The organism is Paenibacillus agaridevorans (assembly GCF_018604145.1).
GTDB classification, from domain to species: Bacteria; Bacillota; Bacilli; order Paenibacillales; family Paenibacillaceae; genus Pristimantibacillus; species Pristimantibacillus agaridevorans.
The window spans coordinates 7,767,072-7,784,768 of sequence record NZ_CP075889.1 but is presented as its reverse complement, the minus strand read 5'-3'; the positions used below and the strand labels follow the sequence as shown (position 1 = coordinate 7,784,768).

Genomic DNA, 17,697 nt, shown 5'->3' with positions numbered 1-17,697 from the left:
CGTTTTTTTGGTGATTCCCCTTCTGCCTCTAATCCCTTATGGATATTTCTAATAGCACATTCATGAGAAACTGCGCCGCTTCAGCACGTGTTGCAGGATTTGCAGGATTTAACTTACCCTGGGATCCGTTTACCAAGCCCTTTGCATACAAAGCTGAGATGCTATCACGGGCATAGCCGGATATCGCATTGGCATCCTTGAACCGGCTGAGATCGGCATCCCCCGGTTCATCATTCAACATCTCCAACTTTCGCAATGCGCGTTCAGCTATCGTAAACATTTCCTGGCGGGTTATTTGTTCTTTCGGTTTGAATTCATTTTTCCCGTTACCTTTAATAAGCTGCAATGCCTTGGCTGTTGCGACCTCTTTGGCATAGTAATCGCCGCTGCTCACGTCGCTGAAAGACTCCGTCCCCGTGCCTTTCAGCCCTAACATGCGAACGAGCATCGCTACAAAATCCGCGCGAGTGACTGTCGCATCAGGCAAGAAGGCGTTATTTCCCGTCCCTTTGATTACATCCCTCGCAGCCATGTATTTCACCGCTTTATCAGACCAATGCCCCTTCATGTCCATAAAGGACTTTTCATTATACAGGACATCGAAGGTTCCGCTTTGCGCGGAGCGGAATGCCGCTTTTCCGTTTGCATAAACGCTTTGAGGAAGGATTGTTTTCACCCCGCCGCTTTCGCGATAGGCAACGATATAATCGCCGTTCTCCCCCGGCTTGATTTCCCGGTTCACTTCGACTTCCAACGGATGCTCTTCGTCCGTCCAATCGACCGGTCTATCATTGACCAAACCTTCGATGATGAAGCTGCCTTTTCGAATGACTAACGTCATTTGACCAGTCGAGCTCGTAGAAAGCTTCCGGATCGATGCACCATTCACTTTCACCGTTCCAAAGTCGGTCATAACAACCAGATTGGCGCGTTCTTCCCGTTTGGACAGCCATTCGTTTACATCCGTAAAGTTGATTCGAACCTCGTTGACGACTTTATTTTTGGTGTAATCCAGCACGATGTTTAAGATCCCGTTTTCATCCGGCTTCGCGGCTGCGAACAACTCCTTCAGCTTCTGTGGAGAAACGGATACTTTCGAACTGTTTTCGACTTTTCCGTTTTCATTAGTAACTGGCGGCTGGGCACCCGGTTCGCTGGAAACAGGTTCGCCCGCTTCTACGAAGTAAAACTTATCTACGTATATCGATTCGATATTCGCCTTGTTATTTGCAGGCGACACATACACATACGATGCTTGCTGGGCGATATTGTCCGCCGTAGCCGTGAACCGACCTACTTTCAAGTCTGTCCAGAACATGTTTTCCATGCTGCCAGCCGGGATCACGGTCGGATCCAGGATGTTTCCTCCCGCGCTAAAGTTCAGTCCGACGGTAAACGCATCTCCTTCCGGCTTAGGAAAGGACGGGCCATTAACCAAGTCGGCCAATAATGCCGTTTTGTAATTGACCTTAACTTTTGCATATACATCATAGGTTTGACCGACAGTAAGCTCTGCATCATGCGTATAGCTGTAGAAATCCATCGGACCGTTGCTGTCTCCAATGACTTTCATTGCCGTTTTGCCGTCAGAGGCGGATAGATCCGCATTACCTCTTGTACTGCCCGCTCCCCATGTTCCAAAGAGACTATCCTGAACCTCTTTGACAATCTGTTCATCGTCCCTGACTAGCTCGAAGATTTTCCCGTCTCCGGCCGCAAAATTCACATCGGAAATGATATAGCTGTCCAATGTAGTCTGGAATTCGACTTCCGACTTGCTGCCGTCCGTTTTGCTGACCTCCAAGATCGATTTGACGTTCATTCCGAGCTTCGCCCGGTCGATCGTGATCGTCACGTCATCATCGACCTCCGCATTATGATTGACGACCACCATATACTTGTTCGGAGTACTCACGCTTTCATGCGTCGTAATGTCGGCGCTTGGGTATCCCGGATCGAACGGTTGGGTCGTAGCCCCTCCGCCACCGCCGGTTGTGGCAGCGATGTTGGCGATCCTTCGCATATCAAGAATGGTTGGTTTCAGCGCGTCGATCTCGCTCATTAGCTGCTTAATGGTTCCATAAATGTGCGGCCTGTGCGTATAGTCATAATCAACCATACCTCTCCAAACGACTGTGGATTGATACAAGAAGTACGTAAATCCTCTTGCTCCTCGGCCTATCGCTTCATAAGTCATCGCCCTTATCTCCGAAGGAATCGGTTCCCTCGGAAGGCCCCCGACCTCTCCATGCGCCTGCAAAATCATCCACACCGGCGCATCATTCGTAAGCTCTTTACGAATCTGCAACGTAGAGGCATCCAGGCTTTCCTCATACGTAGCATTAGGATACGTGCCGATATGCTTGAAATTTCCCGGTGTAGGATAGTGATTGACAACCGGATACAAGTCCAGGCTCATCGCTTGCGTTTGGTTGGAAGGATAGAAATACGCAGCATCCTCGGGCATTGTATAATCAATGACGGTAAAGCGACCCGGATCGATGCTCTCCAGCATTCTTCTCATAACGGACAGATTATCCCGGAAACGCTCCTTATCCACCACGTACAAGCTCCGCGGCTCATCGAATAATAGATAGCCGATCAGTTGCTCGGCATGCTCGGAATCCAAGGCTTTATTGGTCAGTTCGACTAGAGCGCTGTGCATTTGAACTTCATCATTACTATAGAGTGCCTCCGAATCGAAATAGTTGCCTCCCCAAAACTTGAACAACCCATGTCCGTCGGGCAAACCGATCATCTTGAGTCCGTATTCGGCAGCCTTTTCCAATGTAACGTCGTAGATCCCCGGCTTTCCGTGCCAGTTCGCAAGAAATACAGTGTCGACTCCCGCATCGCTAATATCCTTGAATGTTTGATCCAAATACGCGGCCGCATCCGCTGCAATATACGGAATATTGCCGGCTTCAAACCAGACGCCTTTCGGAAAGTCATCCAGCGCAGGATTCACGGACGCCTCCGTCAACTGCACGCCGCTTATCACCTGAACGTTTCTTCTTAAGAAAATCCGATTATCCGATCGTTTTACTTCGATCGTATAAAGTCCGTTTGCAACCGTAATGCCCTGATCATTGGTTCCGTCCCATGTCTCTTTCACATACGTCCAATCTTCTCTTGCCTCTACAAGCCTTTTGATCGTGTTTCCTTGCTCGTCATAAACCTTGACATCAATGGTTTTGCCTGGCTCGTACAGCCCGTGGATGCTGTAATAAATGGTAGCCCTATCATTAATGCCATCTTGATTCGCAGGTGAAATCTTGTACGGATACACATTGTTATACTTATTCGGATCATAATAGATTTCCGGAAGCACTCTTGTAAGCGTTAGGCTGTCGACTCTAAACGAAGGGAATTTGGCCTCATTCGCAGTCGAATAGATTTTAACGAGATATTCGTGAGAGGGATCAATCCCAATGGGCATCGTGATCGCTCCGAAATATTCGAGCTTCATATTAAAGGGCGAGTTTGCCGTCGTATAGATTTTTTTAGGCAACAGCGCTTGACCTGTCGTCACATCATGTACAGATAAGCCCATAACGTCTCCGGTAGCGTCGTCCCAATTCGAACCCGGCACTCGATCCGGATTTACCAGCAGCATCAACGTATAGTCGCCGGCAACCAAGTCGCTTCCAGCAATAGGGATTTCGATAGCCGGAATTTCTTCGTTCGCCCCATTAACTACTCTCGTCGCACTGTTGTCGGGCGTTAATCCATCAGGTATATTCGAAGCATTGCTGCCGAGCGTAAATTGTCCATTCTGGATCACATGAGGTGCAGCTTCTTTTAACACGATATGATCCACATAAACGCCGGAGATGCCGTCGTTCCCCATTCCTTCCACGTAGAAATCAAGCCGATTGACGCCGTAATTCGGATTTATCGTACCCACTCTAAATTCTTTCCATTGCTGATCCGTGATCTCCGACACGTCGATCACTCGCGGAGGAATCAGCTCCTTTTTCTGAGTGGCATCATATACGCCTACTTTTACGACACCGCCGCCGACACTTGTGCCGGGATCGACTTTTAACTTGAAATATACGTCATACGGAGCAGCGTATTTAAGCATGCTGAAATCCCAAGCTTTATAGACGATATCCTTGCTCGCGCTGCTGCCTGCCATTGTTGCCGAAAATCCATCCGAGGCCGTCCCATCCACTTCGCTTGCGGCATTGTTACGGTAAATAAAGCTGTTGTCTTCAATCAAGTAATCGCCGGTAACGCTTTCGGGGCGAGCAAGGACACGAAACTGCGTACTACCCAGCAAGGAGCTATCATAATGAATTTGCACCGTGTAAATAGCGTCCTGGGTTGCATTCGTTTCAGGGACAATAACCTGTATGCTAGCTTGATTTGCGGCAACCTTGTTCCCTGTAATCGCAAACAAAGAAGTCTGATCGGCCCCCATGCCGTCCTTAACGGTAATCGATAAATCTTCGTTGTCCCCGATATTCATCGTCGTAATCGGTATAATCAGGGATCCCCCAGAGTAAGATACCGGGTTGTCAATAATGGGCAAAATGTCGGCTAGAGGAGCCCCCTGCACCGCAAAGCTCGATTCGCTTATTGCTGCGCCCGGACTTTCCAGCTCGACCGCATATACGCCTTCCGGTGTGCCGTTCGGAACGGTGATCACAACATGGGCTGCGTTAGCCATAATCGTATTTCCTGTTGCCGCAAATGATAAAGTCTCTGTCACGTCAGCTCCGGCATCGTCTTTGATCGTTACGGCTATTTCAGACCCATCCGCTATGTTAGCGGAAGAAACAGGCAGTTGGATCTCCCCGCCTTTGTAAGAAACAGGACTATTTGTGACTTCGCCCGCTTTAAGATATGGGACTCCCGTCACAGTAAATGTAATGGTGCTTGACGGAATAGTTGCGTATTTCAGCTCCGCGGTATAGTTGCCATCCGTTGTTGCAGGCGGGATCGTCACGCGAATATTCGCCTGGCCGGAAACGACCGTCGTGCCCGATATCGAGAAGTTTTCCACTTGATCGTTCTCATTGCGAACGATGACTACGACATTTTCTTGATCCGCAATATTTTGCGTCGTCACCGGGATCACGAGTTCTCCGCCTAATGAAGAAGCGATGGGATCCCCGCTCACTGCCCCGATTGTGATGATTGGCGCCTGATCGACAACAAAGGTCCCCTGGTGAGTCGTGTTCCCATAAGCCAATTGCAGCGTATAGGTTCCGGCTGCCGTAAACGGCGGAATTTGAACGGCCATCTCCACAGCATCCCCTGAAACGGTATTTCCAGTAAATGTGATGCCCGAAGCCCCAGTCACATCATTGCCATTAGCATCATAAACTTGAGCCGCAATGGTCTCGGAATCCTCGATATTCAGAGTGGCTGCGCTTACATTTAACGTGCCGCCATTGTAGGAGACGGGAGTCCCCTGCATGTTGCCTATCATGATTAAAGGAGCGTTCGTTATTTCAAATGTTGCTCTGCTGATCCCGGCATTCTGATAGCTTGCTTCGACATGATAGATCCCGCCCTTGGTACGTTGAGGAACGATGATTTTAATCGTGGCGTTATTTCCTTGAATCGTATTCGATTGGACTTCAAAATTTTGCAGCTCGCCGTTGCTATTCGTGACCTTTACGTCCAAAAGTCCACCGTTCGCAATATTAACAGTCGTAACGGGTATAGATAAAGTTCCTCCCGCATGAGATACAGGTGAATTTTGAAAATCACCGCCAAGATTGATTGCCGGCACGCCTGCTGGCGCCTCTTTATAATAAAACTTGTCGACATAAACAGCCGTTATAATATGGTTCATATGGTTTGCAGCAGCCAGATAGATGGCTTCCTTCCCATTTAAAGCGGGGATGTAGGTTCCAATCTTAATATCCGTCCACTCATTGGCATTCAATTGCGACAATGGCTGGCGAATTCCGGGAAGTGGAAAGTTACTTTGAGTAATCGAATAGACACCGACTGAGAACGCATAGCCCGGAGCATCTTCATCATTAAAATCCACTTTCACTCTAGCGTAAAGTTCATACGCTTTCCCTGGAACAAAAGGCGAAACGCCGGTCGCGTTGCCGTTTGCGTCGTTTGTAAAAATGCCATTGGTCATACGCAGTTGGAAATCCCACGTATTTATCGCTTTAAGCACTTTTTTAGCCGTCATACCATCAGATGCCGTTGGATCCGCTACTCCGATAAGGGTATCCGGTGTATCGTTTATAAAAAATAGCGAATCTTGCCCCACGTATTCAAATGGATTGTCTTCCGCATAAGAAATGGCGGGGCTCGCGCACAAACTGATGTTTGAAACGATAAACACGATCGTTATGATTTGGAACATCCACCTTTTAAACAACTGAAACACCTCCATATAATAGTAAACTCTATCTCGATACATTTGGAAACGCTTTCATATTTAAACTTCGATATTCAGTATCCAAGCGGTAACAAGGTAGAAACGTGAACCTGCGCATCTACCTTGTTCCCGTACTTGTTCCTTTATCCGTTCTTACTTCATGCTTGTTACTGTAGCTTTCGCATCATCCCAAGCCTTTTTCCACCATGCAAAAGAAGTTTCCGCACCGGCACTCTCTAACTGTTTCAATATGTCGTTCCTATTCTTTTCATAGTCTTCATCGGACTTGGAAAGGATGACTTTGGGCATACCCTTCATCATGATATCGTCCAGTTTGGCATCGATTCTTGTAATATCATCCGGAGTTTGCGGCAATACGTTAGAAATTTCAATCATCTGATTAGACTGATCGAAGGCCTTTCCTTCCTTCATTAGCTTCTCGTGAACCTGATAAGGCATCTCTACTCCGTAATGGCTGCTAAAGTCTCGTTGCGTTGGAGTGAGAGATAACTTAAGCACGTCAATACTTTTGCGAAGATCAAGGAGGCCGCCGTCCGTCGGATGAGTATCTGCACCCGTGATCCCTACGATATTGTTAAGTACGCCAAGTCCCCTCTTCTTATCCTCATCCTTCGGATTTTGGAGTCGTTCGATTGCAGCCGGCAGCATCTGCGCTTTGCCATCGACGATATCCCAATCTTCACCTTGAATGCCGCTCAGCGCTGTACGTACTCCATCATAGGAGAACAGATAATCGATAAGCTCGACCGCTTTCTCCGGATTTTCCGCATTTTTGGTCACGCTAAGCAGAAACCCTGGCCATCCGGTCGAACTTGAGGAATTGGCCCATGCGGTCATCCCCTCTACAGGCAATGAGACATATCCTTTAAGCGAGTTCGGATCCTTTTGCACGCTGGCAATGGAATACGCATCGATCCACCAGGTCGCCATGGCCGACAAATACTGACCGGCCGCAGCTTTCGCTGCGTAGTCTGCGCTCTTCATCGTAAAGCTATCGGGGTCGAGAAGACCTAACTTATTTGCCTTGTACAAATATTTTAAGTTTGCCCATAGCGGACTCGAGGTGTCCGCATAGTTTGCGGAAATCTCATTTGTATGAACATTGGTTATATACGCATGAGGCGCCCAGTTTGCATACCCCATGTTCGCTCCATGGCCGACCCAATAAGCCCATGGACCCCAATCATTAAATAATCCCATTCCGTAAACCTTTTTGCCATCCTCCGTTGTCGGTTGCTTCTTCTGCATTTCCGCCAATACAGCAAGATGATCATCTTCGTTTTTAATCGTAGGATAACCCATCTCTTTATACAGATCCCATCTTACAATGAAACCGTTCCACCACCAGTTCGATAGGCCCGTCGGACCTGCATTCGAGTTTAGGAAATACAGATTTCCCGTATCGTTGCTCAAAAACTTTTTGGAAAAGGAAACTCGGTTGGGATAATTAGCTGCAATATTTTTCCCGTGATCGACCAGATATTCATCTAATGCAATCACATTTTTCCCTTCGACCAGCTGTTGGATGTAGCTATTGTTCGTAACGAGAATATCAGGCAGTTCGCCGCTGGCAAGAGCAAGCTTTAGCTTCTCATCGTCATATTCAATCACTTCGATCTCTACGCCCAGCTTTTTCTTAATTTCATCGGTAACCAAATTCGGCCAATACTGTTCTTCGATCTGAAAAAGCGATGTGATGCTTCCAATCGTAAGCTTAACGGGCTCAACGGGCTTTTGGCTTGCCGTCGTTTGATTGCCGGCCTGTCCCGAGTTCTCTTCCTCCTTCTTATTGCCGGACGTGCAACCTGTAATCATAATGACTGCGGCCATACACAGCACCAAGATGAATTGAAGCTTCTTGCGTCTTCCCGAGCTCCTTGCTTTCATTTCGACCTTCCTCCTGTTTTTGTTTTTATATATACGACCCCATATGCAAGGTCAAGTATATCAGTCTTGGTATAACGACATATGCTCTAACCGCGCTTGCTTGCTTTAACCCTTGACCGCGCCCATCATAATCCCCTTTACAAAATATCTCTGCATCATGGGATAGACAAGGATAATAGGAATGACGGCAATCATCGTAATCGTCATTCTAACGCCTTCCGGCGTCAACACCATTTGGTTAGCCGCGTCCAACATTTGTTGCGTATTCATATTTTTGATGCTGTCCGCTATTCTCTGTGATTCGGTGAGATATTGATACAAAAGGTATTGCAACGTTTGCAGCTTGGGATTGGATACATAGAGGTAATTATCAAACCAGGAATTCCATTGATTTACCGCTGAAAAAACCGCTATAGTCGCCAGAATCGGTTGACTTAAAGGAAAAATGATTTTCGCAAAAACCGTAAAATAACCTGCACCGTCGATAAGCGCCGCTTCCTCAAGCGAGATCGGCAGTTGCTCGATAAATGTTTTGAGCAGGATTACAAAATAAGCCGACATTGCAAAAGGCAAAATGTATATCCAGAAGGAATTAATTAATCCATAGGACTTCATCGTCAAATAAATCGGTATAAGTCCCGGATTAAAGAACATCGTAAGTATCACGAATCGATAAATAAATTTGCGGAAATAGGTTTGGTTTTTAGTAACCGTATAAGCAAATATGGAGCAACAAAACAATGTAATTAACGTCCCGACGACCGTCCTAATCGTAGAATTCATAAATGCCCTAACAATGCCTTCGATCTTAAATATGGATATATAATTATATAAAGTAAGGCCCTTTGGGAACCACGTAACGCCCGAGACTACTTTTGCCGGATCGCTGATCGAAAATATAAATACATAATAGAATGGATAGATGCACAAGATCGTAAACAGGATTAACAAAAAATAGTTCATAGCCGTGAAGCAACGATCCGATAATTTACTCCTCTGAACGACATCCATTTCCTGCACCCCTTTATACAATGGATTGGCCTCTTACTTTTTTGGCGAACATGTTGACGGAAAATAGAAGTACGATGCCTACGAAGGTTTTGGCAATCCCGATCGCGGTCGCATAGGAATAATCGTTAGTGGCAATGCCTATCCGGTATACATAGAGATCGAGAACCTCGATATTGTCGGCGACAAGCGGATTTTTAAAGGCATAATATTGATCAAACCCGATTGTAAGTATATTGCTAACCGATAACAGCAGGAGTACGATAAATGTCGGCATGATGCCTGGCACTGTTACATGCCAGATCAACTTAAGCCTGCTCGCTCCATCCATTTTGCCAGCTTCATAAATCTCCGCATCTATGCCTGTTATAGCCGCCAAATAAATGACCGAAGTCCATCCGAGACTCTTCCATATGAGGAGAGCAGTCTGAAAATACCAGACAGCATCCGCATTTCCAAGCAAATTCGTAGGTTTGTCAATCAGCCCTAGCGAAGTCATAATCCCATTAAAAAGTCCCTCGCTGGAAAAGATGGAAAAAGAAAGCGAGAATACGATGACCCAGCTAATAAAATTGGGAAAAGTAGCCGCAGTTTGTACGATTTTTCTAAAATATTTATGTTTCACCTCATTAAGCATAATGGCGAAGATAACAGGAAGAGGAGAACACAATATCCCCAGCAAGCCCATTGCTAACGTGTTTTTTACTACCCTCGCCATGTCACCTCCATCATGAAGAATGAGCTCAAAAAATTTCAAACCGACAAAAGGACTGCTAGATAAGGGAATTCCCGGCTTATAGTCGAAAAACGCATAAATCCACCCAAACAAAGGGACGTAATTAAACATAAACACGAGGATGACGAAAGGAAGCGCCATTAATAACAGGATCATACTTTTTTTGCTTTTTTCCTTAACAACTCTCTGATCGAGCATTTTAATTTCTGCCGATTTCACGCAATCACCTCAGGATTTTCTTCATGACCCACCAATTCAAATTAGCTTACTGCAGAACCATCATAAATAAAAAAAGGCAGCCGCAAAATGATGTAATCTCCGAAATAATGCTCCTTTTTCGGCGGATTAATCGTCCTGCAAGCTTGCCTTTAACAGATATGATGGATATTCGGGAAAACATTGCTGATTTTCAGCTTTTAGGGATAAACAGGTCGACACGAGTGCCTCCGGATGGCAATCTGGAGATTTCAAGCCCCGGCGACTTCGGAAAGTTTAAGCGGATTCTGCGATAAACATTCGCCAAACCGATCCCATACGCGGATTCGTCAGCATCCGACCGTTCTTCCGGCTTATGCGACTCCATCCATTCTTTTACCCGCCGCAAATTTTCGTCGGACATGCCACGTCCGTTGTCGATGACGCGAATGACGATGAAAGCTGGAAGCTCCTCCACTTCAATTCGGATCTTGCCCGCGTAGCCGCTGTACTCGAATCCATGCAAGATGGCGTTCTCAATGATCGGCTGCAATATAAAACGCGGAACCGTGCAGGATAATGCTTCTTCCACAACAGCATATTCAATCTCGATCCCTTCACCGTACCGGTAATTAAGAATCGTAATATAATGATACGCGTACTCCAGCTCTTCCTTAAGCGTGCATAACACTGCCGGATTTTTAAAAATCGGCCGAAGCAAATTGCACAAAGCAGTAATGCTTTTCGTAATGTTGTCCGACTTATTCACGACCGCCATCCATTTGATTGTGTTCAAGGTGTTAAATAAGAAATGGGGATTGATTTGAGATTGGAGCATCTGGATTTCCACCTTGATTTTCTCGTTTTCAACCATTCGGTTTTGCTCGATGAGCTCCTTGATGCCAAAGGACATCCGATTAAATCCGCTGCTCAATCGGCCAAACTCATTCAATTGATTATCTTCGATAGTGAAATCGAACTTGCCCTTCTCGATATTCCCCATTGCTTCCATTAAATTATGCATAGGCCTCGTTATTTTTTTAATCCACAATGCGGATGCCAAAAACGCTGCTGCGAAGCTGACTCCCAATATCCACAGCATCTGAAACCGCAAATTGAAAATATCCTCGATAAACTCATTGATCGGCACTTCTTTTACCATTGTCCAATCCGATGAGCCGACCTGATAATAAACGATCTGTTCATTGTTCATCTTGATGCTTCCGTTAGCCCCATCTTCGGGAATTGCCGCACAAGCCTCGCTGGAAGCGCCTAACAAGCTTTTATCCGTATGCGAGATAATTTGGCCTAATCCATTGCAAACATAAATTCGCCCGTTAAGCTTGGACTTCAAATTGTTGTATAGGGAAAACAGCTTATCTTCCCGAATATTGATGATCAAGGAAGCTGAAGGCAAACTCTGAAAAAGAGATTTGACAGCCCGTGCCGCCGTAATCAGGTTTCTGGGCTCATCATTGGAAAGTGAAGAAGACTCGCCGAAATCTCCTTTTCGATGAGCCCCTTCCCACACGATTCTCGGATACGAATTATCCAACTTGACCTGCAGAACTTGATGATGGAAGGATGAGGCATAATAAAGTTCCTGCTTCTTTTCGTCATTAAACACAAACGTTCTATCGCCTGTTGCGCCTATGATCCTGCCGTCCTCGGCATACACATAGATCGAATCCAAATACTCGTAATTACCCATATAGGCGTCCAGTTCTTGAATGACATCCCTATGCAATTGAATTTTATCCGGTATTTCCAAAAGCTTATTATCCAAAAACTGCTGTATGATCGGATCGGTCAGCAGTTGCTTCGACATTTTGTCAATCTCTTGCCTAAATTCATGGATCGAATCGCCGGCCTGCAAAAAGTATTGCATCGACGACTCGTTCGTCTTTCTTTCGAGAATGCCAAGCACTCCAAAGTAGGTAAGAATCGCGCTCATCAATAAGGCAATCAGGCTGATTAATATAAATGAAACCCGAAGCTGCAGGCGAAGGCTGCGTCCCCTTCCCCGTCTCCTTCCTATCCAGGCCCCTCGACTAAAGATCTTCATGCTGAACATCCTCAATCGATTCCGCCCCCCATTGCTTTCGGAATTCCCGCGGACTCAGACCCGAATATTTTTTGAACACTCGGCTGAAGTGGCTGTAATTCACGAAACCAACCCGTTCCCCAATCTCATAAGATTTCAGGTTCGAGTGCAGGAATAACTCTTTGGCTTTTTCCACGCGGAATTGCAGCACGTAATCAACGAAATTAACATCCATTTCTTTTTTGAACAGCGTGCTGAAATAGTTGGCGTTCATGGATACGGATTCCGCGACTTGCTGCAGCGAAATATCTTCCGCATGACGAGACTCGATGAATCGAAGCGCCTGGGTCACCGGCCCGCTTGTCCGCTTCCGGATCGTTATTTTTCCGGTTAAATCTTTCACAAAATCACCGTACAATTCGATCATCGCAAGCAGCGTTTTCGCCTGAGCCAACCGGTAAGCATAAGACGAACATAATGCGGTCATCTCCTCGCCTGTAAGTCGCAGCGACAGTACCGGACTATGCAGCCATTGCATGAACGCCTTTTGGGCTTCTAATTTCGTACGATAATGCCGGTTTGCGATAAAATGTTGGATCTGGTCACAGAAATCCGCCTGAAAACCGACGCTTACTTTCTCCCATAAGTCAGGTAAACGAAGCAGCCGCTCTTCCATCTCCCGGGAATTCCCTTCGTCGTCCCTGCTTGCCCATAAATAATTGTTTCCGGTCCCGCCTGCAAAGGATTGCTCGATGGCTTCTACACATTCCTTATATTGCTGCTTCAAGTGCTGAAAACCTGATTGTTTACTGCTTATTCCGAACGAAACGATAACGTTAAAATATGTCCGCATCACTTTGCGGATATGCCCTAACATCCGAAGCATCGATTCCTCGATTTCTTTCTCGCTTACCGAATCGGGACTGCTGAAGAGCAAAATATATCGACTTTCGTTATCGTGAAAGGCTTCGCAATGACCATAAACCTTAATCACTTCATTGAGCACGTTTAGCAAGGACACTCGAATCAATTGACCCTTATCGTCCTTAAACTTCTCCCGCAATTGTTCGAATTGATCGATATCCATCGCGCAAGCCACGATATGACGGGGGGATAGGGACATATTCATTTCTTCTGCCTTAAGAGCAAATTGTTCCGGCGTGAAGCGGTGAAGAAATAAATAATCCTTTAACAGGTTCTCTTTCATGATCCCTGCATCCGCTTCGGGTACAGGGGGTTTTACAGAACTGACCGAAAGCTCCGCATGAAGCTTGGAGAGCACCTGCTCCAATTCTTCCGTGGACACGCTGTGCTTGACGATGTAATCGCTGACGCCAAGCGACATCGCTTTCCGGGCAAGCGCGAATTCTTCTATGCAAGTCAGGATGACCAGCTGCGTATGGGGGTTGACGGCTCTGATTTTCGTAATCAGCTCCATTCCTCCCATGATCGGCATTTTAAGATCCGTAATCACGATCTCCGGCTCCAATTTCTCGTAAACGCTCCAAGCTTCCGCACCGTTGGCAACGTCGGCAATGACTTGCATGTCGAACCGTTTCCAGTCGATTGAGTTTTTCAGTCCGAGACGGACGAGTATTTCATCTTCTGCAAGCAGGACCCGATACATCGTATCCCTCCATTTTCCGATCCGTCAGTCATTTCTATCCTGCCGAGAAGGCAGCCATTGATTAATTGAGCTGGTCTCTTCGGTCAAAATATCCAAATAAATGGATACGAAATCATTCGAGTTTTTCAAGCTTTGACCTGTAATCTCCGATATTCGATTGAGGCGATAATTAAGCGTATTAGCATGAATATGCAGGAGAGCGGCCGTATCCTTGGCATTGCAATTGAGGGACAAATACGTTGCTAACGTTTTCATAAAATCGCTTTTGCTTTCACGATCGTGCTCTCTTAATAATTGCAGCAATGGGCTGCTGTAATCGCTATTTTTTTTATGCTCGATAATAGATGGGACATGCATAAGAAATCCCAGATCATCATAATGGACAACCTGGCGAGTATGAAAAGGGAGAAGTTTCTTCAATGAGAGAATATGCATGGTTTCTTTGTAAGCATTGGAAGCCCGCGTATACTTATCGTATTTGCCGCTGCAGCCGAATGCGGTAATGGTAACATCTTTTTTTTCGTTGGCTCCCTGAACAAAAGCGTGGATGAACGAGGTAAGATCTGCTTTATTGGAGGCCGTCGAATATAACGATAGGATCGCTATCACATGATTTTGACTTGCCGTCAGGCAAGCCAAACGTGCCTGCGATTTAGCAGTAAGCGCTAGCCTAAATCTCGCTACCCTCTCATCATTGATCGGTACATTGCATTCAAAAACAACGATATGATAACAATCTGGAAGCAGAAGAGATAAGGCTTCCGCATCTTTTCTTATCATCGAATCGGATTGATAAGAGTCCGTCAGCAGCTTCCAAATAAATTCATCATGCGTTTTGTCCTGCTTCGCTTTCCAGCTTCTTTGCTTCAATAAGAACCGCTTCGCAATTTCTGCCGACTTTTCGATGACCCGTTCCGCATGACCCTCTATTAAATTCCCTGTATCTACTACCCATATATAACCTAGAACCGTATGATTATTTTTAATGCAAACAGCCAGTCTCGCCCCTAAACCAATCTCATTAATGGCTGGAATTCTGACGGAGTGGGCCACGGATTCCAGTAGCTGCAGGATCCCCTTTTTACGTAAGCCTGACAGGACCGAATTGGGAACACGCCTCTCGATAATGGTGGAAAGCCTCGCCGCATCGCTCTCCAGTTGATGAGAGCTATATCCTATAACATTATGATGATCGTCTTCAATCGTTACCTGGGACTGAAGAGATTCGCTAATCGTATCCGCGAGAGCTTCCAGACTATCAAAGGCACGCTCAAAGGCTCGTCCAAAGGAAGCATCTAATTCCGTCATAACCAACCACTCCTGGAGTAAAAATCTAACATTCTAATCGATTGTACCATTTCATAACCGCTCTAAATAGTCCCTTCTCGCTTTCCTTACGAGCACCTATTTAAACACTCTTGGAACGCGCTTGCCGATCAGACATACCACCTCATAATTAATCGTTCCCATCCAATCAGCCATTTCATCCACCGATGGCGCTAACCCTTCGATCCCAATCAGTGTGGTGACTTCGCCAGGCTTGCAATCCGCAATATCCGTTACATCAATCATCGTTTGATCCATACAAATACGCCCAACAATTGGCGCTCTCCGACCACGAACAGCGACATGCCCCACATTGGACAGCGCACGAGAAAACCCATCCGCATAACCTATAGGCAAGGTGGCGATCAGACTCTCTCGATCCGGCTTATAGGTACGACCATAACTAATCGACTGCGATTCGGATACCGTCTTTACTGAAACGATCTTTGATTTCAAGCTAATCGCTTGTTCCAATACGACAGGATGCTTCTTCATCGATGGATCCGGATATAGGCCATACAAGGCAATACCTACTCGAACCATATCCAAATGCATATGCGGGAAATTAAGCGTGGCGGCGGAGTTGCAGCAATGTTTAATGGGGATTTCGTAACCCTTCTCCTCAATGAATTGGATGTAGGACATAAATCTCATAAATTGCTCCGCCGTAAATGGACAATCCTGATCATCCGCAATGGCAAAATGAGTATATATCCCTTCTAGTCGTACGAATGGACTTTTACTAGCTCTCTCCACAAGGGATAATGCTTCCTCTCTCGAACTTACCCCTATTCGATTCATACCCGTATCCACCTTCAAATGGATCGCCGCCACTGTGCCAAGCAGGGAGGCTTGCGTAATAATTTCTTCGAGCACATCCTCCGAGTACACTGTTATTGTAATATGATGGCTGACTGCTTCAGAGATGGATCTTATCGGCGTATAACCTAATATAAGAATAGGCGCTCGGATGCCCGATTCTCTTAATTGCAGAGCTTCATCCAGGATCGCCACTGCTAAATAATCGACTCCCGATCGCAGCGCCGACTTCCCCACCTCAACTGCTCCATGCCCGTAACCATCGGCCTTTACAACCGCCATCATTTTCGTCTTGGAGCCGATGTAGCTTTTTATCCTTTTTATGTTGTTCGATATGGATCCCAGGCTGATTTCCGCCCATGTATCCCGAAGGCTAAGCCTCTCCTGCAACGCATTCATCACCTTGTCTGACTGCCCAAATAGGAAAAAGACAGCCACCCCTCTATTTGGCCGTCTTCCCCTTGCAGCATAATTGTTAATTCGCCAAAAATTCCTGTTTAAGCGCCTTCTCTATTGAAACATACTCTTCTTTAAGATCCTTTGCAACAGCCTCGCAGGTAATGGATCCATTAGCTACATTAACACCGCTCTTTAATGCGTCGCTTCCTGCGATTGCACGAAGGAGACCCTCATTCGCAATTTGCAAGGCATAAGGAATGGTAACATTGGTTAATGCCATTGTCGATGTTCTTGGAGCAGCTCCCGGCATATTGGCAACCGAATAATGAAGGACACCGTACTTCTCGAATACCGGATGATCATGCGTCGTTATTTTATCAATCGTTTCTACGATTCCTCCCTGGTCAATCGCAACATCGATAATGACAGAACCAGGCTTCATCGTCTTTACCATCGCTTCTGTAACTAATTTCGGAGCCTTGGCTCCAGGTATTAGAACCGCGCCCACCAACAAATCCGCCTCTGCCACAGCCTTGGCAATATTAAATGGATTAGACATCAACGTTTGAATCTGCGTACCAAAAATATCGTCCAGTTGCCTTAAACGATCTGCACTCATATCAATAATCGTGACATCTGCCCCAAGACCGATCGCCATTTTTGCGGCGTTAGTGCCCACCACTCCACCGCCAATAATACTTACCTTGCCACGGCTTACTCCTGGCACTCCCGACAGCAGGATGCCTTGGCCGCCATTGTTTTTTAGTAGAAATTGTGTGCCTAGCAGGATCGACATCCGACCGGCAACCTCGCTCATAGGCGTTAGCAATGGGAGCGTCCGATTAACCGAAACGGTTTCATAAGCAATCGCGACGACGCCCTTTTCCTTGAGTGCCGCAGCCAACGCAGGCTCGGCAGCCAGGTGCAGATAAGTAAATAGAATAAGACCGCGACGGAAATAACCATATTCGCTTGCCAACGGTTCTTTCACCTTCATAATCATATCCGAAGCGTTCCACACCTCAGAAGCATTAGCGATGATTTCTCCACCGGCAAGGATGTAATCTTCATTAATAAAGCCGCTGCCAACACCTGCATCCTTTTCAATCAACACTCGATGGCCGGCCTTCTTAAGAGTCACGACCCCGGCAGGAGTAATGGCAACTCTATTTTCATTGTTTTTAATTTCCTTCGGAATGCCGATAATCATCATGATTGTCTCCCGTTCTGTCAGATTTCAATTTAATGTAAAAACAATAACACATTTCGTTTTTATTGAT

The 17,697-nt window shown here is 46.2% G+C and carries 9 protein-coding genes; all 9 read right to left on the bottom strand.

The annotated features are described in order from the left end of the window. Positions 1 to 28: 28 nt before the first annotated feature. Positions 29 to 6,355, bottom strand: a complete 6,327-nt coding sequence (locus KJW29_RS31185; protein WP_214627520.1) for an S-layer homology domain-containing protein — start codon at positions 6,353 to 6,355, stop codon at positions 29 to 31. A gap of 153 nt (positions 6,356 to 6,508) precedes the next feature. After that, the gene (locus KJW29_RS31180; RefSeq protein WP_214627519.1) at positions 6,509 to 8,263 is read right to left on the bottom strand and encodes a type 2 periplasmic-binding domain-containing protein; all 1,755 of its coding nucleotides are present in this window, start codon (positions 8,261 to 8,263) and stop codon (positions 6,509 to 6,511) included. A gap of 105 nt (positions 8,264 to 8,368) precedes the next feature. Beyond that, positions 8,369 to 9,295, bottom strand: coding sequence for a carbohydrate ABC transporter permease (locus tag KJW29_RS31175; protein WP_246608454.1), 927 nt, complete (start codon positions 9,293 to 9,295; stop codon positions 8,369 to 8,371). After that, positions 9,288 to 9,989, bottom strand: coding sequence for an ABC transporter permease subunit (locus tag KJW29_RS31170; RefSeq protein ID WP_246608453.1), 702 nt, complete (start codon positions 9,987 to 9,989; stop codon positions 9,288 to 9,290). The genes KJW29_RS31175 and KJW29_RS31170 overlap by 8 nt, the downstream gene beginning before the upstream one ends. Before the next feature lie 427 nt (positions 9,990 to 10,416). Continuing rightward, positions 10,417 to 12,267, bottom strand: coding sequence for a cache domain-containing sensor histidine kinase (locus KJW29_RS31165; RefSeq protein ID WP_214627518.1), 1,851 nt, complete (start codon positions 12,265 to 12,267; stop codon positions 10,417 to 10,419). Next, positions 12,254 to 13,873, bottom strand: coding sequence for a response regulator (locus KJW29_RS31160; protein ID WP_214627517.1), 1,620 nt, complete (start codon positions 13,871 to 13,873; stop codon positions 12,254 to 12,256). Before KJW29_RS31160 ends, KJW29_RS31165 begins: the two co-directional genes overlap by 14 nt. Before the next feature lie 24 nt (positions 13,874 to 13,897). Continuing rightward, positions 13,898 to 15,181, bottom strand: a complete 1,284-nt coding sequence (locus KJW29_RS31155; RefSeq protein ID WP_214627516.1) for a PucR family transcriptional regulator — start codon at positions 15,179 to 15,181, stop codon at positions 13,898 to 13,900. A 96-nt stretch (positions 15,182 to 15,277) separates the two neighbouring features. Continuing rightward, complete coding sequence (gene alr, locus KJW29_RS31150) at positions 15,278 to 16,417, bottom strand: alanine racemase (RefSeq protein ID WP_214631399.1); 1,140 nt, start codon at positions 16,415 to 16,417, stop codon at positions 15,278 to 15,280. Between the two features lie 76 nt (positions 16,418 to 16,493). Beyond that, positions 16,494 to 17,627, bottom strand: coding sequence for an alanine dehydrogenase (gene ald, locus KJW29_RS31145; RefSeq protein WP_214631398.1), 1,134 nt, complete (start codon positions 17,625 to 17,627; stop codon positions 16,494 to 16,496). Between the last annotated feature and the right edge of the window lie 70 nt (positions 17,628 to 17,697).

Bases quoted from the DNA above. Each gene is read 5' to 3' on its own strand.
- KJW29_RS31180 (WP_214627519.1), bottom strand. From the start codon at position 8,263: ATGAAAGCAAGGAGCTCGGGAAGACGCAAGAAGCTTCAATTCATCTTG.
- KJW29_RS31170 (WP_246608453.1), bottom strand. From the start codon at position 9,989: ATGGCGAGGGTAGTAAAAAACACGTTAGCAATGGGCTTGCTGGGGATA.
- KJW29_RS31165 (WP_214627518.1), bottom strand. From the start codon at position 12,267: ATGAAGATCTTTAGTCGAGGGGCCTGGATAGGAAGGAGACGGGGAAGG.
- KJW29_RS31160 (WP_214627517.1), bottom strand. From the start codon at position 13,873: ATGTATCGGGTCCTGCTTGCAGAAGATGAAATACTCGTCCGTCTCGGA.
- KJW29_RS31155 (WP_214627516.1), bottom strand. From the start codon at position 15,181: ATGACGGAATTAGATGCTTCCTTTGGACGAGCCTTTGAGCGTGCCTTT.
- alr (WP_214631399.1), bottom strand. From the start codon at position 16,417: ATGAATGCGTTGCAGGAGAGGCTTAGCCTTCGGGATACATGGGCGGAA.
- ald (WP_214631398.1), bottom strand. From the start codon at position 17,627: ATGATTATCGGCATTCCGAAGGAAATTAAAAACAATGAAAATAGAGTT.